The sequence below is a fragment of the Streptomyces tibetensis genome (assembly GCF_040647715.1).
Taxonomy (GTDB): Bacteria; Actinomycetota; Actinomycetes; order Streptomycetales; family Streptomycetaceae; genus Streptomyces; species Streptomyces tibetensis_A.
On the sequence record NZ_JBEZCR010000001.1, the window covers coordinates 814,237 to 839,193 of the forward strand.

23 protein-coding genes and 1 tRNA gene are annotated in these 24,957 nt (G+C 72.4%); 15 read left to right on the forward strand and 9 right to left on the reverse strand.

Annotated elements, in window-relative coordinates; translation table 11 throughout:
• Nucleotides 1-68: 68 nt before the first annotated feature.
• Both AB0B29_RS03645 and AB0B29_RS03650 read right to left on the reverse strand, forming a co-directional pair.
• On the reverse strand, nucleotides 69-938 hold the full coding sequence (locus AB0B29_RS03645) for a spermidine synthase (protein WP_362233424.1): 870 nt from the start codon (nucleotides 936-938) through the stop codon (nucleotides 69-71).
• Nucleotides 939-1,088: 150 nt separating this feature from the next.
• Nucleotides 1,089-1,484, reverse strand: coding sequence for a hypothetical protein (locus AB0B29_RS03650; protein WP_362233426.1), 396 nt, complete (start codon nucleotides 1,482-1,484; stop codon nucleotides 1,089-1,091).
• 297 nt (nucleotides 1,485-1,781) lie between these two features.
• On the opposite strand from AB0B29_RS03650, the gene AB0B29_RS03655 reads away from it, so the two are divergent.
• Complete coding sequence (locus tag AB0B29_RS03655) at nucleotides 1,782-3,245, forward strand: hypothetical protein (RefSeq protein ID WP_362233429.1); 1,464 nt, start codon at nucleotides 1,782-1,784, stop codon at nucleotides 3,243-3,245.
• A gap of 3 nt (nucleotides 3,246-3,248) precedes the next feature.
• On the opposite strand, the gene AB0B29_RS03660 is transcribed toward AB0B29_RS03655, so the two are convergent.
• A complete protein-coding gene (locus tag AB0B29_RS03660) occupies nucleotides 3,249-3,842 on the reverse strand; it encodes a histidine phosphatase family protein (RefSeq protein ID WP_362233432.1) in 594 nt (197 codons plus the stop codon).
• A 201-nt stretch (nucleotides 3,843-4,043) separates the two neighbouring features.
• On the opposite strand from AB0B29_RS03660, the gene AB0B29_RS03665 reads away from it, so the two are divergent.
• The 10 genes from AB0B29_RS03665 (at nucleotide 4,044) to AB0B29_RS03710 (ending at nucleotide 15,723) form a co-directional block, all read left to right on the forward strand.
• The gene (locus tag AB0B29_RS03665; RefSeq protein ID WP_362233434.1) at nucleotides 4,044-5,054 is read left to right on the forward strand and encodes a phosphatase PAP2 family protein; all 1,011 of its coding nucleotides are present in this window, start codon (nucleotides 4,044-4,046) and stop codon (nucleotides 5,052-5,054) included.
• On the forward strand, nucleotides 5,005-6,201 hold the full coding sequence (locus tag AB0B29_RS03670; protein WP_362233436.1) for a hypothetical protein: 1,197 nt from the start codon (nucleotides 5,005-5,007) through the stop codon (nucleotides 6,199-6,201). The genes AB0B29_RS03665 and AB0B29_RS03670 overlap by 50 nt, the downstream gene beginning before the upstream one ends.
• Complete coding sequence (locus AB0B29_RS03675) at nucleotides 6,192-7,784, forward strand: hypothetical protein (protein ID WP_362233438.1); 1,593 nt, start codon at nucleotides 6,192-6,194, stop codon at nucleotides 7,782-7,784. The genes AB0B29_RS03670 and AB0B29_RS03675 overlap by 10 nt, the downstream gene beginning before the upstream one ends.
• A complete protein-coding gene (locus AB0B29_RS03680) occupies nucleotides 7,781-9,115 on the forward strand; it encodes an AAA domain-containing protein (RefSeq protein ID WP_362233440.1) in 1,335 nt (444 codons plus the stop codon). Before AB0B29_RS03675 ends, AB0B29_RS03680 begins: the two co-directional genes overlap by 4 nt.
• A gap of 157 nt (nucleotides 9,116-9,272) precedes the next feature.
• Complete coding sequence (locus tag AB0B29_RS03685; RefSeq protein ID WP_104779765.1) at nucleotides 9,273-9,641, forward strand: hypothetical protein; 369 nt, start codon at nucleotides 9,273-9,275, stop codon at nucleotides 9,639-9,641.
• A gap of 134 nt (nucleotides 9,642-9,775) precedes the next feature.
• A complete protein-coding gene (locus tag AB0B29_RS03690; RefSeq protein WP_362233442.1) occupies nucleotides 9,776-10,501 on the forward strand; it encodes a bifunctional DNA primase/polymerase in 726 nt (241 codons plus the stop codon).
• Nucleotides 10,492-10,565 (forward strand) — tRNA-Lys (locus AB0B29_RS03695). Before AB0B29_RS03690 ends, AB0B29_RS03695 begins: the two co-directional genes overlap by 10 nt.
• A 181-nt stretch (nucleotides 10,566-10,746) precedes the next feature.
• Nucleotides 10,747-11,460 (forward strand): FadR/GntR family transcriptional regulator, encoded by a 714-nt coding sequence (locus AB0B29_RS03700; RefSeq protein WP_362233445.1) that lies wholly within the window; start codon nucleotides 10,747-10,749, stop codon nucleotides 11,458-11,460.
• 325 nt (nucleotides 11,461-11,785) lie between these two features.
• Complete coding sequence (locus AB0B29_RS03705; RefSeq protein WP_362233448.1) at nucleotides 11,786-13,786, forward strand: glycosyltransferase family 2 protein; 2,001 nt, start codon at nucleotides 11,786-11,788, stop codon at nucleotides 13,784-13,786.
• Nucleotides 13,783-15,723 (forward strand): kelch motif-containing protein, encoded by a 1,941-nt coding sequence (locus AB0B29_RS03710; RefSeq protein WP_362233451.1) that lies wholly within the window; start codon nucleotides 13,783-13,785, stop codon nucleotides 15,721-15,723. The genes AB0B29_RS03705 and AB0B29_RS03710 overlap by 4 nt, the downstream gene beginning before the upstream one ends.
• An 84-nt stretch (nucleotides 15,724-15,807) precedes the next feature.
• On the opposite strand, the gene AB0B29_RS03715 is transcribed toward AB0B29_RS03710, so the two are convergent.
• The 6 genes from AB0B29_RS03715 to AB0B29_RS03740 all read right to left on the reverse strand — a co-directional run bounded on the left by AB0B29_RS03715 (nucleotide 15,808) and on the right by AB0B29_RS03740 (nucleotide 21,923).
• Nucleotides 15,808-16,845, reverse strand: coding sequence for a glycoside hydrolase family 6 protein (locus tag AB0B29_RS03715; RefSeq protein WP_362233454.1), 1,038 nt, complete (start codon nucleotides 16,843-16,845; stop codon nucleotides 15,808-15,810).
• Between the two features lie 163 nt (nucleotides 16,846-17,008).
• Entirely contained in the window at nucleotides 17,009-17,692 is a 684-nt protein-coding gene (locus AB0B29_RS03720) for a class F sortase (RefSeq protein ID WP_362233457.1), read from the reverse strand.
• Between the two features lie 6 nt (nucleotides 17,693-17,698).
• The gene (locus AB0B29_RS03725; RefSeq protein ID WP_362233460.1) at nucleotides 17,699-18,496 is read right to left on the reverse strand and encodes a hypothetical protein; all 798 of its coding nucleotides are present in this window, start codon (nucleotides 18,494-18,496) and stop codon (nucleotides 17,699-17,701) included.
• 122 nt (nucleotides 18,497-18,618) lie between these two features.
• Nucleotides 18,619-19,398 (reverse strand): HAD-IIA family hydrolase, encoded by a 780-nt coding sequence (locus AB0B29_RS03730; protein ID WP_362233463.1) that lies wholly within the window; start codon nucleotides 19,396-19,398, stop codon nucleotides 18,619-18,621.
• Between the two features lie 127 nt (nucleotides 19,399-19,525).
• Nucleotides 19,526-20,395, reverse strand: coding sequence for an LPXTG cell wall anchor domain-containing protein (locus AB0B29_RS03735; RefSeq protein WP_362233466.1), 870 nt, complete (start codon nucleotides 20,393-20,395; stop codon nucleotides 19,526-19,528).
• Between the two features lie 277 nt (nucleotides 20,396-20,672).
• Nucleotides 20,673-21,923, reverse strand: a complete 1,251-nt coding sequence (locus tag AB0B29_RS03740) for an ROK family transcriptional regulator (protein ID WP_362233918.1) — start codon at nucleotides 21,921-21,923, stop codon at nucleotides 20,673-20,675.
• 95 nt (nucleotides 21,924-22,018) lie between these two features.
• Between AB0B29_RS03740 and AB0B29_RS03745 the strand changes: the two genes are divergently transcribed.
• The 4 genes from AB0B29_RS03745 (at nucleotide 22,019) to AB0B29_RS03760 (ending at nucleotide 24,940) form a co-directional block, all read left to right on the forward strand.
• On the forward strand, nucleotides 22,019-23,110 hold the full coding sequence (locus AB0B29_RS03745) for a Gfo/Idh/MocA family protein (protein WP_362233469.1): 1,092 nt from the start codon (nucleotides 22,019-22,021) through the stop codon (nucleotides 23,108-23,110).
• Entirely contained in the window at nucleotides 23,107-23,628 is a 522-nt protein-coding gene (locus AB0B29_RS03750) for a heme-degrading domain-containing protein (RefSeq protein ID WP_362233471.1), read from the forward strand. Before AB0B29_RS03745 ends, AB0B29_RS03750 begins: the two co-directional genes overlap by 4 nt.
• 138 nt (nucleotides 23,629-23,766) lie before the next feature.
• The gene (locus AB0B29_RS03755; RefSeq protein ID WP_362233474.1) at nucleotides 23,767-23,967 is read left to right on the forward strand and encodes a hypothetical protein; all 201 of its coding nucleotides are present in this window, start codon (nucleotides 23,767-23,769) and stop codon (nucleotides 23,965-23,967) included.
• 106 nt (nucleotides 23,968-24,073) lie between these two features.
• The gene (locus AB0B29_RS03760; protein ID WP_362233477.1) at nucleotides 24,074-24,940 is read left to right on the forward strand and encodes an LLM class F420-dependent oxidoreductase; all 867 of its coding nucleotides are present in this window, start codon (nucleotides 24,074-24,076) and stop codon (nucleotides 24,938-24,940) included.
• The last annotated feature ends 17 nt before the right edge of the window (nucleotides 24,941-24,957 follow it).

The window sequence follows — 24,957 nt, forward strand, 5'->3', positions numbered from 1 at the left end:
GCGGTGGGCCGGCGGCAGCACGGGGAGTGCCGTAGCCGGTCATCACGCCTGCTGAGCGGTGTGGCCCGTCATGTGAACACCGACGCGGGCGGCGCCGGTGACGCCACGGCCGCGCGGTCCGTGACGGGGGCGGCCCCGCCGGTGAAGTCGGTGAGGGTCCTGCCGTGTTCGACGCGGGCGGGGTGCGGGTCGGTGGCGGCGAGGCGGGTCAGCTCGGCGACGGGCAGCGGGTGGTCGGAGGCGACCAGGACGGCGTTGCCGAAGCGCTTGCCGCGCAGTACCGCCGGTTCCGCGACCAGCGCGAGCTGCTCGAAGCGGGCGGCGGCGGTGGCGATCTGGCCGCGCAGGTGGGCGAGCGGCGGTCCGTCGGCGAGGTTGGCGGCGTAGACACCGCCGGGCCTGAGCGCTCTGCGCACGTCGTCGAGGAACTCGGTCGAGGTCAGGTGGGCCGGTGTCCGGGCCCCGCTGAACACGTCGGTGATGACGAGGTCGGCCCAGCCGTCCGGCACCTTGGCGAGGCCCGCGCGGGCGTCGGCGGAGCGCACCCGTATGCGCGCGTTCGGATCCAGGGGCAGCTCGCGGCGGACCAGTTGGACGAGGGGGCCGTCGCGTTCGACGACCTGCTGGGTGGAACGCGGCCGGGTGGCGGCGACGTAGCGGGCGAGGGTGAGGGCGCCGCCGCCCAGGTGCACGGCGTGCAGGGGCCGTCCGGGCGGGGCGACCAGGTCGATCACATGGCCGAGGCGGCGCTGGTACTCGAAGGACAGGTACGCCGGGTCGTCCAGGTCGACGTGCGACTGCGGGGCTCCGTCGATCACCAGCGTCCAGCCCCGGGCCCGCTCGCGGTCGGGGATGAGCTCGGCGAGCCCGCCGTCGACGCTCTCGACGACGACTTCCGCACCGGCCTGTCTGCGCCGGCCGCCCTTGGACTTTCCCATGGGGTCATTATCGGGGTGAGCTGTGAGCGGGCGTACGGTCCGGGGGGGGCTACTGGGCGCGCAGTGCGATCCGGGGCTGTTGGAGGGCAGTACGCTCCGGCGGGGCCGCTGAGCAGGGCGTACGGTCCGGCCGCCCGGGGCCGAGGGGCCTCAGCGGCAGCTGTCCGCCGCTCTGATCATCCGGGCGGCCTCCCCCAGGGCTTCGCGCAGCACCGCGGGGTCGGTCGCGAGGTCCGCCTCGCCGGGCGGCAGCAGCCAGTCCGAGCCCTCGCCGGGAGGCTCGGGCGCCAGGACCGGTCCGCGTCCGTCGGTCCTGGTGCAGGTGCTCCCCGGTACGTCCCACGCCGCGGCCGTCCCCGGCGGCACCAGGAACCCCAGGGTGTCGCCGCCGTCGTCGTGCAGGACGGGCCCCACCGCGTCCGCCGGCCCCCGGCGCAGGATGTCGACCGCCTCCAGCCCCTGCCGGGCCGGCACGGTCACCACATCACAGCCGGCCGCCGGTGCACCCGGCGGCGTACGAGGATCGCTGATCCGGCTGGTCTCCATCCGGCCTCCACCACGAAAACCCCTGCTTGGACGAGCGGTCGGGAGGCAGGGGCCTCCCGGTCCGCGAGGTTCAACGCGGCCAGGCGTCAACGGCTACGGCGGAAGTCAGCCGCAAAGGATGGCACTTCATGGCAGATCACGGATGAGATATCCGGTTTGTAGCCAAACCCAGCGTGGCGACTCCATCACAGCAGGTACGTTCTTGCTCGCCGGACACGGAGCGGACCACGCGGACAACTCACCACAAGCCGCCCCGCACCCGGCATGGTTCGACGGTTCGCACGGGAGGACCCGGCCATGGCGTCGTCAACGGTGACCTCGTCTCAACCCAACAGGCCGCCACGGCCGAATCTCGCCTTCCGGCGACTGCGCGGACAGCGCTCGGCGGCCGAGTTCGCCGCGGCGATCCGCCGGGCCGGGCTCGAGATCGGCGAGCAGGTCAGCTGTGACGCGCGGTACATCGGCCGGGTCGAAGCGGGCGAGATCCGCTGCCCCAACTACGCGTACGAACGGGTGTTCCTGCACATGTTCCCAGGCCGCACACTCACCGACCTGGGGTTCGCGCCCCGCTCGTCCGTACGCGGACGCCGGGCGCGCGACACCGAGGACGCGCCCCTGCCGCGCACCGCGAACCGGGCGAACGCCACGAGTGAGACCAGCAGGGCGTGCGATCCGTATGAAACGCGGAACCCGTACGACCCGTACCACCCGCACGACACCTACGAGGAGAGCGACGTGCTACGTCGCGCGTTCATGACCGGCGGAGGCGCCACGGTGGCCGCCGCCTCACTGGGGCCTGTCGGCCTCGCCCGCGACGCCGCGGCGGCACAGCGCCCCGTGCACCGCCCTGTGCACCGCGCCGGGGCGAGCGACGCGGGTGCCCTGGAAGAAGCCGTCCGCCGGATCCGGCTGCTCGACGACCGGCACGGGGCGGACGGCCTCTACCGTCGCGCGGCCGCCCCGCTGCGTGCCGCCTACGCCCTGCTGGACGCCGGCGCGACCCGGCAGACCACGGCGGACCGGCTGTACTCGGGCGCCGGTGAACTGGCCATTTCCGTGGGCTGGCTGGCCCACGACTCGGGGCGCTTCGACGACGCCCGCTCGCACTACGCGGAGGCCCTCGCGACCGCCCGGATGACCGGGGATCCCGGACTGGAGGCGCACGCCTTCTGCAACACGGCGTTCCTCGCGCGCGACGCCGGCCGGCCGCGCGAGGCTGTCCGGGCGGCCCAGGCCGCACAGCGCGTCGCCCGGCCCGTGGGCTCGGCCCGGCTGATGTCGCTGCTCGCGCTGCGCGAGGCGGGCGGCTGGGCCGGACTCGCCGACCGCGTCGGCTGCGAACAGGCACTGGCCCGGGCGCAGGCCTTCTTCGAACGGGGCCCCTCGGACGCCGACCCCGAGTGGATGAGCTTCTACGGGGAGGCCGAACTGGAGGGCCTGGAGGCGCAGTGCTGGTCCACGCTGGGCGACTGGCCCCGGGCGGCCCGGCACGCGCGCCGGGCTGCCGAGCTGCAGGATCCGCACTTCACCCGGAACATCGCCCTGTACACGGCGGAGCTGGCCGACGACCTCGCGCGCGGCGGCAGGCCGGACGAGGCGGCGGTGGCGGGGATGCGGGTGCTGGATCTGCTGGAGGAGGTCCAGTCGTCCCGCGTCCAGACCATGCTGGCGGCGACGGCCCGGGTCCTTCGGCCGCATCGCCGCGCCACCGGGGTGACGGCGTTCCTGGAGAGGCACGCCTCGGCACCGCGCATGGCCTGAGAGCTACGCGAGGTGGCCCACGTCGTTCCAGCTCTCGATCGCCGGCTCTCCGTAGGCCCAGCCCAGCACCGACAGCGACGTCGGGTTCAGCCGTATCCGGGCCGCGAAGTCGATCGGGAGACCGAGCCACCGCGCCCCGATGGAGCGCAGGACGTGCCCGTGGGCGAAGACCAGGACGTCGCGGTCCTCGGAGCGGGCCCAGGAGACCACCTCGTCGGCCCGGGCCGTGATCTCGGTGAGCGACTCCCCGCCCGGCACGCCGTCGCGCCAGATCAGCCAACCGGGCCGGAGGGCCTGGATGTCCGCGGGGGTCATGCCCTCGTACGTCCCGTAGTCCCACTCCAGCAGCGCGTCCCAGGTACGCGCGCGGTCACCGAAGCCGGCCAGTTCGCAGGTCTCACGCGCGCGTACCAGCGGGCTGGTGCGCACCTCGACACCGGCCAAGCCGTCGTACGGCGCCCGGTGCAGCCGCTCGCCGAGCAGCTTGGCACCGCGCCGGCCCTCCTCGAGAAGCGGCACGTCGGTCCTGCCCGTGTGCTTGCCGGACAGGGACCACTCGGTCTGTCCGTGGCGGGCCAGGAGGATGCGCGCGGGCATGGGTCACCTTTCCGGAAGAACAACGCGAGAAGAACAGCGCAAGGGGAACTCCTCCATCATCGCGCACGTCCGCCGGGGGCAACCCGGGGGGCGATCTCTGCGTCTTCGAAGGCCCGAGGCGCACCCCCGAGCGTGTGCCCACGCCGTACAGTGGCACGGCCGAACGGGTTACGCGTGATGACGAAGGGGGAGGACGATCGGATGCCGCACACCGAGACACCGGGCACCGAGGCGGCCCCCGCGCCCAGGTTGCGCTGGTGGACCGAGCTGCCGCTGATCCTTCTGGTGTACGCGTGTTACTCGGCCGGCCGGCTCCTCGCCCGCGGCGACGTCTCCGGCGCCGTCGACAACGGCCTGACGATCCTGCGCTTCGAGAAGGCGCTGCACCTCAACTTCGAGCACCCGCTCAACCGTCTCCTCACGCGCGAGGCCTGGATCGGCATACCCGCCGACTTCTGGTACGCGTCGCTGCACTACCTGGTCACACCGGCCGTCCTGGTGTGGCTCTTCCGCTCCCGGGCCGTGCGCTACCGCGCCGCACGCACCTGGCTGATGACGTCCACCCTCATCGGTCTGATCGGCTTCACGCTGCTGCCGACCTGTCCGCCGAGGCTCCTCGACGCGAGCCACGGCTTCGTCGACACGATGGCCCAGTACAGCTCCTACGGCTGGTGGGGAGGCGCGGCGAGCGCACCGCGCGGCATGGGGAACATGACCAACCAGTACGCGGCGATGCCGAGCCTGCACGTGGGCTGGGCCCTGTGGTGCGGAGTGATGCTGTGGCGCTACGGCGGCACGCGCGCGACGAAGGTGGCCGCTGTCGCCTACCCCCTGATCACGACGATCGTGGTGATGGGCACCGCCAACCACTACTTCCTCGACGCGGTCGCGGGCGCCGCCGTCATGGGCGCCGGGCTGTTGCTGGCACCCCTGGTGATGCGCACTGCGGACCGGGTCAAGGCCCGGTTCGTGCGGCCGGTGGCACCGGTCGCGGCAGCCCCTTCGACCGGCTCCCCCGCCACGTCTCCCACCGAATTCCCAGCCGTCTCGGCCGCCTCGGCCGCCGCAGGTTCCTCGATTGTCAGTGGCGGATGCCAGACTTCCGCGGGTGAGCGAATTCCACGGCAGCGCGAGTCGCGGCTCGGAGCGGGAGCCGAGCCGGGTGCCTCCCCCAAGGACGCGGGGGACGGCGCTCCGGCACCGGCTCGCTGAGCTGCGCGGCCCCGACGTACCCGCGAAGGCACTGGACGCGCGCGCTCTGGCGGCACTGGCCGCCAACCCCGGGTGTGCGCGGCGCGCGATCCTCGACGGCGCCGGGGTGAACAAGGCGGCGCTGGCGAGCGCGCTGGGCTCGCCGTCGGCCTTCGGGCAGTCGCAGTTCGCGCTCACCAGAGGCAACGCCTTCGAGGCGAAGGTCAAGGCCGACGGCGGCGCGGAGCTGCTGCGGCTGGTGCACGAGAAGCTCGACCGGTCCGCCGAGCCGCCCGTCGACGCGCGCGTGCCCGACCTGACGGCGACCGGCCCCCGGGGGCGTACGGCCCGTACGGAGCTGGAGCTGCGGGAGGCCACCGCGCACCCTGGCGCCTGGACGCTGCTGGACCATCCCATGCTCGCGCTGGACGTGGCGGGCTCCCCGGCGTTCCTGGAGCCGGACGCGGTGGTGGTGCACCCGGACGGCACCTGGACCGTCGTGGAGATCAAGTCCTTCCCGCTGCTGGACGGTTCGGCGGACCCGGCGAAGGTCGGTGCGGCGGCCCGCCAGGCGGCGGTGTACGTGCTGGCACTGGAGGAACTCGCCGCGCGGCTCGGCGCGGAGCCGGAAGGAGCTGCCACGCAGCTCGGCGCGGAGCCGGAGGGAGGCGTCCCTGTCGTCGGGACGGGCGGGCCCGTGCCGCGGGTGCGGCACCGGGTCCTGCTGGTCTGTCCCCGGGACTTCTCCAATCTGCCGGCCGCGTCCGCCGTCGACATCCGCAAGCAGCGGGCGGTGACGGCCCGCCAGCTCGCCCGGCTGACCCGCATCGAGGACATCGCCGACGCGCTGCCCGACGGCACCTGCTTCTCGCCCGAGCTGCCCACCGAGGCGCTGACGGCGGCCGTGGAGTCGGTCCCGGCGACCTACGCGCCCGAGTGTCTGTCCGCGTGCGAGCTGGCCTTCCACTGCCGCACCCGCTCCCGTCAGGAGGGCGCGGTGACCTCGCTCGGCCGGCCGGTACGGGCGGAACTGGGCGGCCTCACCACCGTCGAGGACGTCCTCGCCGCCGCGCGCGGCGAGGCGGGCGACCCCGACGACCCGGTCGTGGCGGCCCTGCGGCGCGCGGCCGCCCTGCGTGCCGAGGCCCTGGAGGCGGCGTGTCGCTGATCTCCACCCTGGCCCGCCTCGAAGCCGTCAGCACGGGCCGCGCCCAGCCCGCGGCCACCGTCCGGCACCGGCATCTCGGCGACCGCCCACTGGTGTTCGTGCCGCTGACCACCGCCGGTGAGGCCGGTGCCCCGCTCGGCGCGCTGGTCGGCACCGACCGGGACGCGCCGCGGCTGCTGGCTGTCCCACAGCCCCGGGACCGGGACCTCAGGTTCGCGTTCCTGGCCGAGCTGGCCGACGTCGTGCTGCCGTACGTCGACTCCTACGCCGACGCCGTGGAGGCCGCCGAGCGCACCGAGACCGACCCGGAGACCGGCAAGCGCGTCAAGGTCGAGGTCGACCTGTGCGCGGACGCGCCCCAGCTGATCGTGCCGAGCCGCGCGGGCATCGACCTGGTGCGGCTGCTCGGGCGCTCGACGCGGTTCCGGCGGACCGCGGAGCAGGACCCGGAGGCTCCCCATCCGGCGCCGCCGCGGGTGCCGCTGCTCGGGCGGTGGCTGACGCACTTCGGGGAGCGGGCCCGGGTGCCCGGCTCCTCACTGCTGCTGGCGATGACCGACGTCCTGGGCCGGCACTGGGCGACCGGGCAGTCCACCCTGGAGGACCAGCACCTGGGGGCGCTGCTCGCCTGGATCGACCCGCCGGAGGGCGTCACCGGTGCGCAGGCCGCGCTGCGGGCCGAGTTGGAGCGGGACGCGCAGGGGCAGCTGACCTGCCCGCCGGCCGGTCCGGCCACCGACCCGGCGTTCGACAACAAGCTGCTCGCCCCGGCCATAGAGCGCTACGACCGGGCCCGTACCGCCCTCGCCGCGGCCGAGGACGGCGTGGAGGCCGACGACCGGCTCGGGAAGCTGACCGCCGCCGAGCGGGCGATCCGCGACCTGGTGCTCAGCCGCACCCGGCCCACCTGGGACGCGGTCTGGCGGGGCCTCGACCTGCTGCGGGAGCTGCCCGAAGGGGCGCGGGTCGAGGAGCGGTGGACCCGTGACCGCTGGTCGTTCACCGGGCACCGCGACCGTGTGCTGGCCGGTGAGCCCCCGCAGCCGCGCCGGGACGACGCGGTCACCGCGGCCAACAAGCTCGCGACGCGCGAGCGTGAACAGGCCCGGCTGGAGGCGCAGGAAGCCCTCGACGACCCGCTGGTGATGGCGGGCCGGCGGCTGTCCGGGGAGGCGTTCGCTGGTGAGGTGACCGACGTCGTGATGGCGTACAGCGAGGGCAAGCGGCCGAGCCCCCGGCCCCTGGTCACGGTGCGCACGGACGACCGGCCCTATCTCGGCGAGCGCACGAAGGTGTACCGCTCGCTGGGCGGGAAGCCGCAGTCGGCGGAGTTCGTCGCGGCCGAGGAGGACGGCCGTTACGTCGTCCTGCGGGTCCTCGACAAGATGGGCCGCGGCAAGGAGCCCGAGCCGGGGTCGGTGCCGGAGAAGGGCGACCGGGTCTGCTTCACGCTCTTCGAGCACGAGCAGCGGGGCGGTGCGAAGCTGCCCGACCCGGAGGAGACGCCGTGGACGCACGGCGGGCCGCCGGGTGAGCCGGCCCTGGAGGCGGCGGATCCGGTGACCGAGGAGGATGTGCTGTGACCACGGTGTTCGACCCCTCGGCCGCCGCGGCGCAGGCCACCGACGCGATCCTCTACGACACGCTGCACGGCACCGCGCGCGGTGTCGTCGTGGACTCCCCGCCGGGTGCGGGCAAGTCCACGCTGGTGGTCCGCGCGGCCCTGGAGCTCGCGGAGGCGGGCCACTCCCTGATGGTGGTCGCGCAGACCAACGCCCAGGTCGACGACCTCGTCCTGCGGCTCGCCGAGAAGAACCCCGACCTGCCGGTGGGACGGCTGCACAGCAGCGACTCCGACCCGTACGACAAGGCGCTCGACGACCTGCCGAACGTACGCACCTCCGCCAAGGCGGCCGACCTCGCCGGGCTGGCGGTGGTGCTCTCGACGGCGGCGAAGTGGGCCCACGTCAAGGTGGACGAGCCGTGGCGGCACGCGATCGTCGACGAGGCGTACCAGATGCGCTCGGACGCACTGCTCGCCGTGGCCGGGCTCTTCGAGCGGGCGCTGTTCGTGGGCGACCCGGGGCAGTTGGACCCGTTCGCGATCGTGGGCAGCGAGCAGTGGGCGGGCCTGGCGTACGATCCGTCGGCCTCGGCGGTGACGACCCTGCTCGCGCACAACCCGGACCTGCCCCAGCACCGCCTGCCGGTGTCCTGGCGGCTCCCGGCCTCCGCGGCGCCCCTGGTCTCGGACGCGTTCTACCCGTACACGCCGTTCCGCAGCGGCACCGGCCCCGGCGACCGGACCCTGGCCTTCGGTGTGCCGTCGGACGGCTCGGGTCCCGACCGGGTGATCGACGAGGCGGCCGAGTCGGGCTGGGGCCTGCTGGAGCTGCCCGCCCGGCACACGCCACGCACGGACCCGGAGGCGGTCCGGGCGGTGGCCATGGTCGTACGGCGCCTGCTGGACCGGGCGGGTGCGGCGACCTCGGAGCGCTCTTCCGGTCCCTCGCCCCTCACAGCGGACCGCATCGCCGTCGGTACGGCGCACCGGGACCAGGCAGCCGCGATCCGCTCAGCACTGGCCGACCTGGGCGTCCCCGATGTGGTCGTCGACACGGCGAACCGGCTCCAGGGCCGCGAGTACGACGTCACGGTGGTCCTCCACCCCCTCTCCGGCCGCCCCGACGCGACCGCCTTCCACCTGGAGACGGGCCGCCTGTGCGTCCTGGCCTCCCGCCACCGCCACGCCTGCATCGTGGTCTGCCGAGCGGGCGTGACCGGCCTCCTGGACGACTATCCGTCGACGGAGCCGGTCCAGCTCGGGACGGTGGTGAAGTTCCCGGACGGGTGGGAGGCGAACCATGCGGTGCTGGCGCATCTGGCGGAACACCGGGTGCAGTGGCAACCCTGATCTGGCTGGAATGCGGCGTGCCTCCGAAGCCCTGACGAACACCTGGTGGTGTGGCAGCCGTACCCACTACCCCGATGCCCACTTGCGCGCCCGCGAGACAATGGACGGTGGCCCACTCCACCGGGAGGGTCAGCGCGACGTACGAGGAGGAGAAGACATGGCGGAGCCCACGCCGCGTCGGAACGAACCGCGGCTACGCCCCGCGCCCCTGCTTTTCGAGCCTGCGGAGGCGGCCTCCGACCCTGAGCACTTCTTCGACCTCGAGTCGATCGACGACCCCCGGGCGCTGCTGTCCCGGGCGACGGAGCTGACGCTGGCGTTCCGGGCCGCGGCGGACCGGGCCGTGGAGTTCCAGGCGATGGCGGCGGCGCAGCTGGCCGATCCGCGCAGGTTCGACCGGCTGACGACGGCCGACATCGCCGAGCGGGCCGAGTGGACCGAGGACTACGCCAAGAAGATGGTCGAGTTCGGGCGGGATCTGATGCGGGGCGGCGTCGAGGGCCGGGGGCCCGGCGGCACCGTCTGACACGCCTCCGCTGCCGCCCCTACTGATCACCTGGCATATGCCAGGCGGGCAAGATACTCCCTCCCACCCCCTCCTGTCCCGATTTCCCCCAACCCTGGGGAGCCGCACGCTCACGCCGGGTAGACATGGATGCCATGAGCAGCGCACGGAACGCCTCCGATGTCACCCCGGACGGGGCCGCCTGGCTCGCCTCGGCAGGAACGTATCCACGAAGCACGCTCGCCCTCTGGGAGGAGCGGCCGGACGCGCCGGTCGTGCTGCCCTGCGGCTCGGTCTTCGACGTGGTCAGCGCGCCCGCGATGTTCGGCCGGCGCATGCTCGACCGGCTGTGGGACGACGGCCCGGGCTCGGGGCCGGTCGCGGAGTTCCGGGGCCGGATGCTGCTGTTCGCCGCCCCGGGGACGGCGCAGCGGCTCCCCGTACTGCTGGAGTGGGAGGAGTGGGGCACCCGCGAGCAGGGCCGGGACAGCCGGGAGGCCGGCCGTACGAATGCCGTGAACGCCGTACCGCCCTTGCTGTGCCACGGCACGGGCGACGCGGTGACCGTCCCGGCCCCCTCGGAGGACACCTCCCCCGCGGCCCCGGCCTCCTCGGAGGGCCCTGCCCCCGCCGCCCCAGCCCTCTCGGACAGCCCCGCCCCCACCGGCCCGGCACCCGCCGGAACCACCGCCCCCGCCCGCTCCGCCACGCGCTCCGCTTCCCGCTGGCTCGTCGCCCCCGACACCCGTCAGCCCTGGCTCCCCGGCCCCGAAGTACTGCTCTGGGCGGCCGTCCGGGCAGCCCGCTCAGCGGTGCGGATTTCGATTTTTCCTCCCGCCGACCAGGATGCTAAGGTCTACGACGTCAGCAGGCGCCGCTAGCTCAGTTGGTTAGAGCAGCTGACTCTTAATCAGCGGGTCCGGGGTTCGAGTCCCTGGCGGCGCACGTTGTCGATGGCGGCTCGTGTTCGCGGAAAGCGCGAACACGAGCCGCCATCGTCGTTTCTGCGCGGCTCCGCCGCGCGCGACGGGGGATCCGCCACCCACACCCCCTCCACTCGGCGTCACGGTGCGCCGACCTCTCCTTGCAAGGCCCCCGTCCGGGCCTGGCCGGATACCCTCTGGCCATGGCAGCGCGTGACCTTCAAGAGCGGATCAAGAAGCTCATCATCGACCGCCGGCTGGCCTCCGGGGCCCCGCTGCCGACCGAGCCCGAGCTGATGGAGCACCTCGGTGCGAGCCGGAACTCGGTGCGGGAGGCCCTGAAGGCGCTCCAGGCGATGGGCATCGTGGAGATCCGGCACGGCTTCGGCACCTACGTCGGCCCGATGTCCCTGGCCCCGATGATCGAGGGGCTCGCCTTCCGTACGGTCGCCGGGCACTCCCGGGGCGAGGACTCCCTGCTCCAGCTGCTGGAGCTGAGGGAGGCGATGGAGACGGGGCTGGTGTCCCGCCTCGCCGGGCGGATGCCGGAAGCGGATCTGCTTGAACTGGACGCGCTCGTGGACCGTATGGAAGAGCAGGCCGCGCGCGGAGCCGGCCTCGCCGAGACCGACCGGGCCTTTCACGCCACCCTCTACCGGGGGCTGGACAACGTGCTGCTGTGCGAGGTCCTGGAGGCGTTCTGGGACGCCTTCCACCGGGTCCGCACGGATCTGGGGGGTGAGCCGCAGGACCCGAAGGTGACCTGCCGGCAGCACCGGGAGATCGTCGACGCGGTGCGGTCCGGCGACTCGATGCGGGCGGAGGAGGCCATAAGAGAGCACTTCGGCAACATCCGCGCCCGCCTTTCGACAACGCCTCCACAGGGCCCCCACACCCGCCACAATGAACGCGTATGACCGGTGACCACCGTGTTTCGCATCTTGCGATCATGATGAGCGCCGTAGAACCTTGGTTCTCTGCTTTTACGGGATGCCGCGATTTCGCGGCAGTTGGGGGGATTCGGAGCCGGTTGCGGGCTGGGCGGGGATAGGGGCCCCGTTCATGAACCGATGCCGTGGGGGGCATCATGCAACCGGAAGGTCGCGTTGCCGTGTCTATAGGGTGTGGATGACGTGGTGACTGCGACCCACCACTGATACGTCTGTGAAGGTCGAGGGGGACCAGCAGCAGGCGGTACGAAGCTACGAAACACGCGGCTGTCCGCGTGTGGGGGGATGACTCATGACGTCGAGGCCCACGGGTGCCCGGCAGGAAAACGACCCGTCCCAGACCACCCAGCTCAGAGTGCCGGCGCACCGGATGAGCACCACGGGGACGTTCCGGCGGATCAAGAAGACGCTGCCGAGATACGACTACGAGCACTACAGCCGGCTCGCCGGCCCCCTCACCCAGCCGGATCCGAACAAGCCGTACAAGGTGCAGTACCGCTCGCTCATCTCGCAGGAGCCGCACCGTATCCGCGTCGCCCTGATGCTGGCCGCGGCCCCGGTGCTGTCCCTGGTGCTGCTGTTCTGGCTGCTGCAGCCCGAGCACTGGACCGAGCGCGACTACCCCGCCTTCGACTGGCTGCCCGCTCTCGACATGGTCATGCTCGTCTCGATCGGCCTGATCGAGTTCTTCCGCTGCATGAACGTGCTGTCGAACGCGCACGCCACGCTGGTGGCCCGCGACCCGGTCCCGGTGGTGCCCGAGACCGGCACGAGAGTGGCCTTCCTCACCTCCTTCGTGCCCGGCAAGGAGCCGCTGGAGATGGTGACGAAGACCCTGGAGGCGGCCGTCAGGATCCGCCACCGCGGGTTGATGCACGTCTGGCTGCTCGACGAGGGCGACGACCCCGACGTCAAGGCGGTCTGCGAGCGCCTCGGTGTGCACCACTTCTCCCGCAAGGGCGTCGCGAAGTGGAACCAGGCCAAGGGCCCGCACCGCGCCAAGACCAAGCACGGCAACTACAACGCCTGGCTCGAGGCACACGGCGACGACTACGACTTCTTCGCCTCGGTCGACACCGACCACGTGCCGCTGCCCAACTACCTGGAGCGGATGCTCGGCTTCTTCCGCGACCCGGACGTCGGCTTCGTCATCGGCCCGCAGGTCTACGGCAACTACGACAACCCCATCACCAAGGCCGCCGAGTCGCAGCAGTTCCTCTTCCACGCGCTGATCCAGCGCGCCGGCAACCGCTACGGCTCCCCGATGTTCGTCGGCACGTCCAACGCCGTGCGCATCAAGGCCCTGAAGCAGATCGGCGGCCTGTACGACTCGATCACCGAGGACATGGCGACCGGCTTCGAGATGCACCGCCACAAGAACCCGGCGACGGGGAGGAAGTGGCGCTCGGTGTACACGCCGGACGTGCTCGCGGTCGGTGAGGGCCCGAGCGCCTGGACGGACTTCTTCACCCAGCAGATGCGCTGGTCGCGGGGGACGTACGAGACGATCCTGGGGCAGTACTGGAAGGGCTGGTACTCGCTGCCGCCGAGCAAGCTCTTCAACTACACGATGATGATCATCTTCTACCCGATGTCGGCCCTCAACTGGATCCTGGCGGCGCTGAGTTGCTGCCTGTTCCTGGGCCTGGGCGCCTCGGGTGTGAACATCGACCCGGCCGTGTGGCTGATGCTCTACGGCAACGCCTCGGCCCTGCAGATCGGCCTGTACGTCTGGAACCGCCGGCACAACGTCTCGCCGCACGAGCCGGAGGGCTCCGGCGGCGTGGCCGGCATGGTGATGTCCGCGCTGTCGGCGCCGCTGTACGCCAAGGCGCTGTTCGACGCCGTGCTGCGGCGCAAGAGCAAGTTCGTGGTGACGCCCAAGGGCGACTCGGCGAGCCCGGACCGCTGGTTCGGCACGTTCCGCTACCACTGGTACTTCGTCGCGATCTTCGGCGGGTCGATCGCGGCCGGCTTCGCCTTCGGCCACTCCCACCCCGCGATGATCATCTGGGCGACGTTCGCGCTGCTGATCACCGCCTCGCCGGTGTTCGCCTGGCGCTGGCAGCTGCGGCAGGACGCGAAGAAGCCCGCCGCCCACGCCGCGGGACAGCCTCAGGACCCTGCGGGGCCGCCCCGGACGCAGCCGCTGCCCATCCCGCAGCAGCCGTCGGGGCACACCCCGCAGCACAAGCCCTCGTGGGCCGCTACCCCGGGCGCACACGGGGAGGTCGGGGGATCCGACCAGACCATGCAGATCGCCCTTGGTGGACTTGGGGGACGTAAGGAATGAACGACCGTGCAGGCCGCCGCCGGGCCCGTCGACTCGCGATCGGCACGGCGGTGGTACTCGCGCTGGCCGGGATGAACGGGCCGTGGCTCTACCGCTTCAGCACCGAGAAATACCACCAGTACACGATCAACAAACCGGAGTACAAGGCCGCCAACGGCAAGTGGGAGATAGTCGACTTCCCCGAGGAATACCGGCAGAACACCATCCACGCGGCGCTGCTGCGCACCGGCAAGGTGCTGCTGGTCGCGGGGTCGGGCAACAACCAGGACAACTTCGACGCGAAGAAGTTCGACACCCGGATCTGGGACCCGGTCAAGGGCACCGTCAAGAAGGTGCCCACGCCGGCCGACCTGTTCTGCACCGGCCACACCCAGCTCGCCAACGGCAATCTGCTGATCGCGGGCGGCACCAAGCGCTACGAGAAGCTCCAGGGTGACGTCACCAAGGCCGGCGGCCTGATGATCGTCCACAACGAGAACCCGGACGCGCCGATCACCCTGCCCGCGGGCACCACGTTCACCGGCAAGAAGAACGGCAAGACCTTCGTCTCCAAGGACCCGGTCCTCGTGCCGCGCGCGAAGAAGGTGTTCGACAAGGCCACCGGCAGGTTCCTGCGCAACGACCCCGGCCTCGGCCGGATCTACGTCGAGGCGCAGCAGCGCGGCAAGAAGTACGAGACGGGCACGCAGGACAACTACCGCGTGCACGGCCTCAAGGGCGCCGACGCCAAGAACACCTACGGCATCGCGCAGAAACTCGCCCTCGACAAGAAGGACTTCCAGGGCATCCGGGACGCCTTCGAGTTCGACCCGGTGGCCGAGAAGTACATCAAGGTCGACCCGATGAAGGAGGCCCGCTGGTACCCGACGCTCACCACCCTGAGCGACGGGAAGATCCTCAGCGTCTCCGGCCTCGACGACATCGGCCAGCTGGTCCCGGGCAAGAACGAGGTCTTCGATCCGAAGACCAGGAAGTGGGCCTACACCGGCAAGGTCCGGCAGTTCCCGACCTACCCGGCGCTGTTCCTCATGCAGAACGGCAAGGTCTTCTACTCGGGGTCCAACGCGGGCTACGGGCCGGACAACGTGGGCCGTGAACCGGGCGTCTGGGACGTCGACACCAACAAGTTCTCGAAGATCCCGGGCCTGAGCGACCCCACCCTGATGGAGACGTCCGGCACGGTGCTGCTGCCGCCGGCGCAGGACGAGAAGTACATGGTGGTCGGTGGCGGCGGCGTCGGCGAGTCCGAGAAGTCCAGCGAGAAGACCCGGATCGTCGACCTGAAGAAGCCGGACCCGCGCTTCGTGGACGGCCCGTCCCTGGACAAGGGCACCCGCTACCCGAACGTCTCGGTGCTGCCCGACGACAGCGTGCTGATCTCCGGCGGCTCGCAGGACTACCGTGGCCGCGGCGACTCCAACATCTTCGAGGCGCGGCTCTACGACGCGGAGAAGAACGAGCTCAGGCGGGTCGCCGACCCGCTCGTGGGACGCAACTACCACTCCGGGTCGATCCTGCTGCCCGACGGACGCGTGATGTTCTTCGGCTCCGACTCGCTCTACGCCGACAAGGCCAACACCAAGCCGGGCGTGTTCGAACAGCGCATCGAGATCTACACGCCGCCCTACCTGTACGGCGACGCGGACCGGCCCTCGCTGTCGGGCGGCCCGCAGACCATCGAGCGCGGCTCCACGGGGACGTTCACCTCGTCGGACGCGGCGAAGGTCAAGAAGGTCCGGCTGATCCGGCCGAGCGCCGCCACGCACGTCACGGACATCGACCAGCGGTCGATCGCCCTGGACTTCAAGACGTCCGGCGACAAGCTCACGGTGACCGTGCCGCAGAACCGGAACCTGGTCCAGGCGGGCTGGTACATGCTGTTCGTGACGGACGCGGACGGCACCCCGAGCAAGGCGCAGTGGGTCAAGGTGCCCTGACAGCCGACGGCACGACGAAGGGGCGCTCTCCGTGAGGAGGGCGCCCCTTTCGTATGTGCCGGTCCGGTTCTCCGGGCCGGCCCGTCAGGCGGTGGCCTTCGCCAGCTTCAGCGCGTAGTCCGCCCACCACTGGCCCGCCTTCGGGCCGCCCTTGCACTCGCCGTCCGACTCGCCGGGCCGCTTCACCCACAGGTACGCGTCGACCAGCGGGTCCGCCGTCTTCGTCGTCGGGGTCTCGCCCAGGGAGCGGCCCGGGGGGTTGCACCAGCGCTCGTCGGGCTTGCCGGCGTTGTAAGGGCCCTTGCCGTTGCGGCTGGTGTCGATGACGAAGTGCTTGCCGCCGACCTTGGCGGAGAGCTTCTTGCCGTAGGCGATGGAGTCCTCGGTGGAGTAGAAGTTGGAGACGTTGACCGAGAAGCCGTCGGCCTGGGCGATGCCCGCGCGGTTCAGCGACTCGAAGATCTGGTCGGGGTTCTGCCAGCCGGCGTTGCCCGCGTCCAGGTAGACCCGCGTGTTCTCCAGCGACTTCAGCTTGGTGACGGCGCCCTTGAGGAGGTCGTAGCGCTCCTCGTGGAACTGCTCCGGGGTGCAGCCGTCGACCAGGTGCAGCAGGGCGTCCGGTTCCAGGACGATCGTGGCGGGCCGGTCGGCGATGCCCGCGGCGACGCCGTCGATCCAGTCGCGGTAGGCGTTGCCGTCGGCGGCGCCGCCCTGCGAGTACTGGCCGCAGTCGCGGTGCGGGATGTTGTAGAGGACGAGCAGCGCCGTACGGCCGGCCTTGTCGGCGGCCTCGGTGAAGCCCCGGACCTGCTGCTGCGGGTCGTCCGGGACGACCCACTCGGCGACCGGCTGCTCGGCGATCTTGCGGATCTGCTCGGCGTCCTGCTTCTTGCCGGACTTCTCCAGGGCGACGACCTGCCGGGCCGCCGTCCCGTCCGGGTTGACCCAGAAGGGCGCCTTCTCCTTGGGCTGTTGGGTGATCCCGGCGCCCGCGTCGCCGCGCTCGTCCGTTCCGTCTCCTCCGTCGGAGGAGGAACACCCCGTCACCAGCAGTGCCGCCCCCAGCACCACTGCGGACATCCGCCTCCCCGCGAACGCCCCGGCCCCCCTGCTGCCGTACATCCAACTCCCCCTTGGGTGCACCGTTCCAAGTCTCAATCCTGACATACGTCCCGCGCCGCCCATGAGACGAACCCCACCGGCGTGATGACGCAGCGCCACCGTATCGGGACGTGGTGTCATCCGGCCTCTGGGGCCGGGTGGCCGCACCGGTCACGCAGAGGCTCTAAGGGCCGGTTCCCGTCAGGTACGCCGAGACGACCACGTTCGCCGTGTAGCTGCGGGTCGTACGGTCGAAGCTGCCGCCGCAGGTGACCAGCCGCAGTTCCGCCCGGTCCGACTCGCGGGGCCCGTACGCCTGGTGGGCGTCGAAGCGGTCGCGGGTGAGGACCTGGACGGACTCGACGGTGAACTCGGCGATCTTCGCGTCGGCCCGGACCACCCGGATCGTCTGGCCCGGACGCATGGCGCTGACCCGGTAGAAGACGGCGGGCCGGGACTCGGTGTCGACATGACCGACCATCAGCGCGGTACCGGGCGCCCCGGGCGCGACCCCACCGGCGTACCAGCCGACCACGCCCGGCTGGTCGTACGGCGGCGGGTCGGGGGCTCCGCGTGCGTCGAGACCGCGTGCGACGACAGGGGCCTGGACGCCGAGCCCGGGGATGTCGATGCGCTGCGGCAGCGCGTCGCCCAGCGGGCGGTGCTCCGGCGGCAGCTTGATGTCCGGGGGCCGTCCGGCCGCCGCCATGTCACCGGTGGCGGGCGCCGAGATGCCGTGCCGCATCTCGGTGACCTCGCGGCCCCACAGCCACAGTCCGAGCAGCAGCACGACCCAGGCCATGCCGGTCAGCAGGCGGCCGGTGCCCGAGAAACGTCTCTGAACGTGAACGTGATCGTGATCGTGCATGGTCGGTCAGTCCGTTCCGCGGCCCCGGCGGACCCCGCGCAGCGCGACGGCCACCGCCGCGGCCGCCGCCGCGAGCACGAGTCCGGTCACCCCCTGCGCCGCACCGGGACCGGCGCCGCGCTCCTCGGCGGCGAGGTGGTCTGCGGCACCGCCGCCCCCCGCCTGGACGGGAGCGACGGGCGAGGCGGGCGCGCCGGGCCGACGGGAGGGGAACGCTTCCTCGCCGACGCCGGGCGCGGAAGGCTGTCCGCCCTTCTCAGGCACGGGCGGCTGTCCGCCCCTACCGGGGACGGGTTGGTGTCCGCCCTTGGCGGGGTCCGGTGGCTGTCCGCCGTTGCCGGGCCCGGGGGGCTGTCCGCCCTCACCGGGCGCGGGTGGCCGGCCGCCGGCACCGGGCGCGGCGGACGGCGGGGGCCCTGGCACTGCTGCCCGCGGGGCCCCGGACTGTCCTCCCGCCCCCTGTCGTGCCTCGCCGCCCCGGACGGTGAACGTGCCGGTCCGCCGCGTGGCACCGCAGGTGACCCGCACGGCGTACGAACCCGCCTGGACCGTGGAGCGGACGCGGCCGTCACCCACGAGCTCTCCGGCGTCGGCCACGGTGAGCCGCGCGTCCGCGACGAACGCCGACGAGGCGGCCACGGCCGTTCGCCGATCACAGCCGGTCACACGGAGCGTGACGTCACTGCCGGGGAGGGGGCGTACCGGGGTCACCGACACGCTCCCCGCGTCCGTCGCGTACGCCACCGGTGCGAGGGCGACGACGGCCAGGACGCTCGTACAGACAGTGACTCTCAGGGAACCCATCGTGAACCTCCAGACGCCTGGAGCCTCCCCCGCCCGGTGGGCCACCGCATCCTCAGGGACGCGGCAGTTGCTCCGCACGGGTGACCGAGGGTTTGAGTCCCGCCCCGCAGCCGGGCCCGGTGTCAGACCCGGTCGACGAGGTCCGCGATGGAGTCCACGACCTGCGAGGGACGGTACGGGAAGTCCTCGACCTGCTCGGGCCGGGTCAGGCCGGTGAGCACCAGGAACGTCTGCATCCCGGCTTCCATGCCCGCCAGCACGTCGGTGTCCATACGGTCGCCGATCATCGCGCTGGTCTCGGAGTGCGCCCCGATGGCGTTCAGCCCGGTCCGCATCATCAGCGGGTTCGGCTTGCCCGCGAAGTACGGCTTCTTGCCGGTCGCCTGGGTGATCAGCGCGGCCACCGCGCCCGTCGCGGGCAGCGGGCCCTCGGTGGAGGGGCCGGTCTCGTCGGGGTTGGTGCAGATGAACCGGGCACCGCCGAGGATGAGCCGCACCGCCTTCGTCATGGCCTCGAAGGAGTACGTACGGGTCTCGCCGAGGACGACGTAGTCCGGCTCGTGGTCGGTCAGGATGTAGCCGATGTCGTGCAGCGCGGTCGTCAGCCCGGCCTCGCCGATGACGTACGCCGACCCGCCCGGCCGCTGGTCGTCCAGGAACTGGGCGGTGGCCAGGGCCGAGGTCCAGATGCTCTCGATCGGCACGTCCAGGCCCATGCGGCGCAGCCGGGCGTGCAGGTCGCGCGGGGTGTACATCGAGTTGTTGGTGAGGACCAGGAAGGGCTTCCCGGACTCGCGGAGCTTCTTCAGGAAGGCGTCGGCGCCGGGGATCGGAACGCCCTCGTGGATGAGAACACCGTCCATGTCGGTGAGCCACGACTCGATGGGCTTGCGGTCTGCCATGTGCGGGATCTCCTGCCGTACGCGGTCCAGCGTGCGACCCAGCCTAGACAGTGGCGGGATCTTGCGGAACGGTCCGTGTACGGCGTCCCGACTGGCGGGACGGCGTACCCGGGACCTCGGCAGCCTCTCAGGGCCTTCCCGAGGGATCTCCGCGGCGGCGGCGTACGACGAGCAGTGCCGCGCCGCCGGCGAGCAGCAGGACCGCGGTGGCAGCGGCGACCCGGGTGCCGGTGCCGGTCCGGGCCAGTTCCTCGGCGAACGGGAACCGGTCCTCGCGGGGCGGGACGGAGGCGTCGGAGTCGGGGCGGGATTCCGTACCGGTGTCGGTGTCGGTGTCGGTGCCGGTGTCGGTATCGGCGTCCGTGTCGGTATCGGCGTCCGTGTCGGCGTCCCTGTCGGCGTCCGTGTCGGTGCCCGGCCCGTCCCCTTCGACGCGGAACCGGTAGTCGTTCGACTGCCCGACCCAGTCGCCGTCGTCGTCGTGCCGCTGCACGACCGCGGCGTTGGCCGTGACCTCGTTGGGCACGGCGTCCGAGGTGAGCGTGAGCCGCACCTTCACGGTGACGGTGTCGCCCGGTCCGACGGTGAACCCGGCGAAGCCGTCCTCCTCGCCACCGAACGCCCCGACGAGTTCGTCCTCGCCGGTCTTCTCGAACCGCACGGGGTGGGCGTGCTCCCCCTCGAAGAACTCGAGGCGGGGCTGGGACGGCTCCAGGGCCCGTTTGCCGTCGACGAGTACGACGACGGGGTGGATCTCGGCGCAGGTCCGGTCGGTCGTGTTGGTCAGGTCGACGGACCAGGTCCCGAATCCGCCGCCGGCCGTGTAGGAGTCCGGGCCGCCGTGGATGCGGGTGGTGAGCGGGAAGGTGTGGTCGTCGGGCGCGGCACAGGCGGGCGCCGGGGCGTCCGCCGCCAGTGCCGGATGTGCACCGGGCAGCAGGACGGCGGCCGCCGCTGCCGCCGCCAGGCAGAGGTGAGCGGGCGTGCAGAGTCGCATGATGATGTGACATTCCGAGCGGAGCGGCTCACGAGACGACGACGCCGCGAACCGGCCCCGAACGGCGGCGCGCATCCGCCCGGTCGGCGGACACCCCTGGCGGCGTTCCGGGGCTTGACGGCATACCAGTGGCTTGGCGCGAAGCCGCTATGCCTGCGCGCGAGGGCCGTATCGCTCTCTCAGCCTCTACCGTCTCTTCGTCTCGTCTCGTCTCTTCGCCGCGGAGTTGCCGGACCGGCGCCGCGCCCGGCCGGAGCTGCCTTGCCCGCCCCCCGTCTCAGCCTCCGCCGCGCCCGAACACCGGCCCCAGCACCAGCTGAGCCGCCCCCACCGCCACGGCCCCGTCTCCCCCGGCGGCGAGGCGTACCGGCACGGCGTCCTGGCCCGTCCGCCGGGCCCGGGCCTGCAGCACCGCGCCGACCCCGGCCACGAACGCCTCCGGAGCCGTCGCCACCGTACGGCCGCCGAGCAGGACGACGTCGATGTCGAGCAGCCCGACGAGGTTCGCCGCGCCGGCCCCCAGCACCCGTGCCGCCTCGCCCAGGTCGCCGCGCGCCACGGCACCCAGGCACAGGGCCTCGACGCAGCCCCGGTCCCCACAGGTGCAGGGCGGGCCGTCGAGCTGGATCACCTGGTGGCCGAACTCCCCGGCCCCGGTCCTGGCCCCCCGGTGCACGTTGCCGCCGATGACCAGACCGGCCCCCAGCCCCGTGCCGAGGTGCAGGTACGCGAAGGAACCGCGCTCACCGCCGGCGGCGAGGCCCAGGGCCGCCGCGTTGGTGTCCTTGTCGACCACGACCGGCACCCCGAGCCGCTCCGCCAGCGCCGCACGCAGCGGGAAGCCGTCCCACTCGGGGAAACCGGTCACCCGGTGCAGCACGCCCCGCCCATGATCGAGCGGCCCGGGCAACGCGACTCCGACCCCGAGCAGGGACGGGTCGAGCACCGCCGGCCCCTCCGGGGAGGCCTCGTCGCTCCCGGCCGGCAACACCCCCGCCACCGCATCCCGCACCGCAGCCAGTACGGCCTCCGACCCCGCCCCCAGATCCAGTGCGGCCCGCCGCTGACCCACCACGGTCCCCCGCAGGTCCACGCGCACGACCCGCACCTCGTCCCGGTCCAGATGGACACCGACCGCGTGCCCGGCCTCCGGCACCAGCCGCAGCACCGTGCGCGGCTTGCCCCCGGTCGACGCCCGGCGTCCGGCCTCCGCCGCGAGCCCGTCCTCCCGCAGCCGGGCCGTGATCTTGCTGACGGCCTGCGGGGTGAGCCCGGTCCGCTCGGCGAGTTCGAGGCGGCTGATGCCCTCGCCCCCGGCGGTCCGCAGCAGGTCGAGCAGCAGCGCGGCGTTGTGGCTGCGCAGCGAGAGCAGGTTCACCCCGCCGCCCCCGGCCCCGGTGGGGGTACCGGCTGTTCCGGCCCGGGCGGGACCGGCTGCTCCCGCAGCTGCCGCCCCGGCCCTACCGGCTGCTCCCGCAGCTCCGATTCCGGCCGTACCCGCAGCCCCGGCAGCTCCCGCCCCGCGCATACCGCCCACTCCGCCCGTACGGTCGTCCGCCCTGTCCACGCCCCCATTGTCCCCGGCGCTTGCACTTTGGCAACAGCGTTGCGAAAGTGGGTGGCATGACTGGCACACCCCTCGGCGCAGCCCCCGGCTCGCCCCTCCGCGTCGGCCTCGTCGGCTACGGCCTCGCCGGCTCCGTCTTCCACGCCCCGCTGATCGCCGCCACGGAGGGCCTCACCCTCGACACGGTGGTCACCTCCGACCCGGAACGGCAGCAGCAGGCCCGTGGCGAGTTCCCGGACGTCCGTCTCGCGGCCACACCGGACGAGCTGTTCGACCGGGCCGCAGAGCTGGACCTGGTCGTCATCGCCTCCCCCAACAAGACGCACGTGCCGCTCGCGAGGACCGCGCTGGAGGCAGGCCTGCCGGTCGTGGTCGACAAGCCCGTCGCGGGCACGGCGGCCGAGGCCCGCGAACTCGCCGCCCTCGCCGAGGAACGCGGACTGCTCCTCTCCGTCTTCCAGAACCGCCGCTGGGACAACGACTTCCTGACCCTGCGCAAGCTGCTGGCCGAGGGTGAGCTGGGCGACGTGTGGCGGTTCGAGTCCCGCTTCGAGCGCTGGCGCCCGAAGCCGAAGGGCGGCTGGCGGGAGTCCGGCGACCCCGCAGAGATCGGAGGTCTGCTCTACGACCTCGGCAGCCACGTCGTCGACCAGACGCTGGTCCTGTTCGGCCCGGCGGCCACCGTGTACGCGGAGACGGACATCCGCCGCCCGGGCGCCGAGACCGACGACGACACCTTCATCGCGATCACGCACACCAGTGGCGTCCGCTCCCACCTCTACGTCTCCGCGACGACCGCCCAACTCGGCCCGCGCTTCCGCGTCCTGGGCTCCACCGCCGGCTACGTCAAGTACGGCCTAGACCCCCAGGAGGCGGCGCTCCGCGACGGCCTGCGCCCCGGTCCCGGCTGGGGTGCGGAGCCCGAGTCGCTGTGGGGCCGCGTGGGCTCCGGCGAGTCCCCGGTCAGCGGCGGCGGACGCGCCGAACCCACCCTCCCGGGCGACTACCCCGCTTACTATGCGAGCGTGGCGAAGGCCCTGCTGGAGGGCGCCCCGAACCCGGTGACCGCACGGGAAGCGGCCGCCGCCCTGGACGTTCTTCAGGCCGCTCGCCGTTCGGCCCTCGAGAAGGTGACGGTGACCCTGTGACCCACAAGAGCAACCCCTCGCACAGCCAGGCGCTCACCCCGAAGTTCCACCCGGAACTCACCCCGAGCCTGGAGGAGCTGGAGAAGCAGGAACGCGTCCTGGTGTTCCGCCAGTTCACGAACGATGACGCCTGGGCGCTCGGCTCGCTCCTCGTCGAGATGGCCCGGGAGCGGCAGGCCCCGGTCGCGATCGACATCCACCGCTCCGGCCAGCAGCTCTTCCACGCGGCACTGCCCGGCTCCACGCCGGACAACGACGCCTGGATCGCCCGCAAGCGCCGGGTCGTCGAGCGCTACGGCTCCGCCTCCTACCTGGTCGGCGCCCGCTTCCGCGCCAAGGGCAGCACGTTCGAGGAGTCCTCCCGACTGGACCCCGACACCTACGCGGCGCACGGCGGCTCGTTCCCGATCACCGTCGAGGGCGTGGGCGTGATCGGCGCGGTGACGGTCTCCGGACTGCCGCAACTCGACGACCACCGGATGGTGGTGGAGGCGCTGGAGCGTTTCCTGGACCGCTAGAGCATGTCCCCGACGGCCACGCCTCTCGTTGCGCGGACGAGGACGTCTTCGATCGGGAACCGAGTCTTGCGGGTCCCCGATGCGCCGATCGGGCGCACCGCCCGTGCCCTGCGCCCGGCAGGGCTCGTTCTGCAGAGCATGAAGAAGATCATTTCGGCCGCCGCGCTCACCGCCGCCGCCCTCACCCTGGCCGCCCCGGCCGCCCACGCCGCACCCGTCTCCACCCCGCACAAGCCGGCCGGCTCGGCCACTCGCGCCGACGGCCCCGTCGGGCCCGGCCTCAGCGAGCTCGTGGCAATCGCGGAAGGCATCCTGAAGAAGTACGGAATCACGCGCTGATGACGGACAGCCCCCGGGCCGTCATGGAATGAGCGGGGACTCCCTCCGGTTGGCACCCCTGTACGCGTGATCAAGCACGGAGCCCCAACCGGAGGGACCCCCACCGATGACCACCTCCCCGAAGGAGACCTTCGGCCGTTACGGCATCTGGAGCGTAGGCCTGCGCTCGGAGGACGCGGACCGCCGCGGCGAACTCGCCGAGGCCGCCGCCGAACTGGAGGAACTCGGCTACGACGCCCTCTGGCTGGGCGGCAACAGCTCCGCCGCCAACGCCGCCCCGCTCATCGAGGCCACCTCGAAGATCAAGGTCGGCACCAGCATCCAGAGCATCTGGCAGCACGAGCCGGACGCCTCCGCGTCGGCCTTCGCGGACCTGGAGTCGTCCCACCCCGGGCGTTTCCTGCTGGGCCTCGGAGTGAGCCACGCCAAGCGGGTGGAGCAGTACGCCCGCCCCTACTCGGCTCTGGTCGCCCACCTCGACGGCCTGGACGCCGCAGGGGTGCCGGAGGACCGCAGGCTGCTGGCCGCCCTGGGCCCGAAGTCGCTGCGGCTGGCCCGCGACCGGGCGGCGGGCTCGATCCCGTACCTGGTCACCGCGGAGCACACGGCGCACGCCCGCGAGATCCTCGGCGACGGGCCGCTGCTGGCCCCGGAGCTGGGCGTCGTCCCGGAGACGGACCCGGTCCGCGCCCGCGCCCTGGCCCGTGAGTTCCTGGAGATCTACCTCCCCCTGCCGAACTACACCAACAACTTCCTCCGGCACGGCTTCACCGAGGACGACCTGAAGGACGGCGGCAGCGACCGCCTGGTCGACTCCCTGTTCGCCTGGGGCGACGACACGGCGATCCGCGCGAAGATCGACACCTTCTTCGACGCGGGCGCGGACCACGTCGCCCTCCAGATCGTGGACGGCGAACCGCGCGACGCCCTCCCGAGGAAGGCGTGGCGCGAGCTGGCCGCCCTGCTGGACTGACGTCCTCAGGGGCGCGG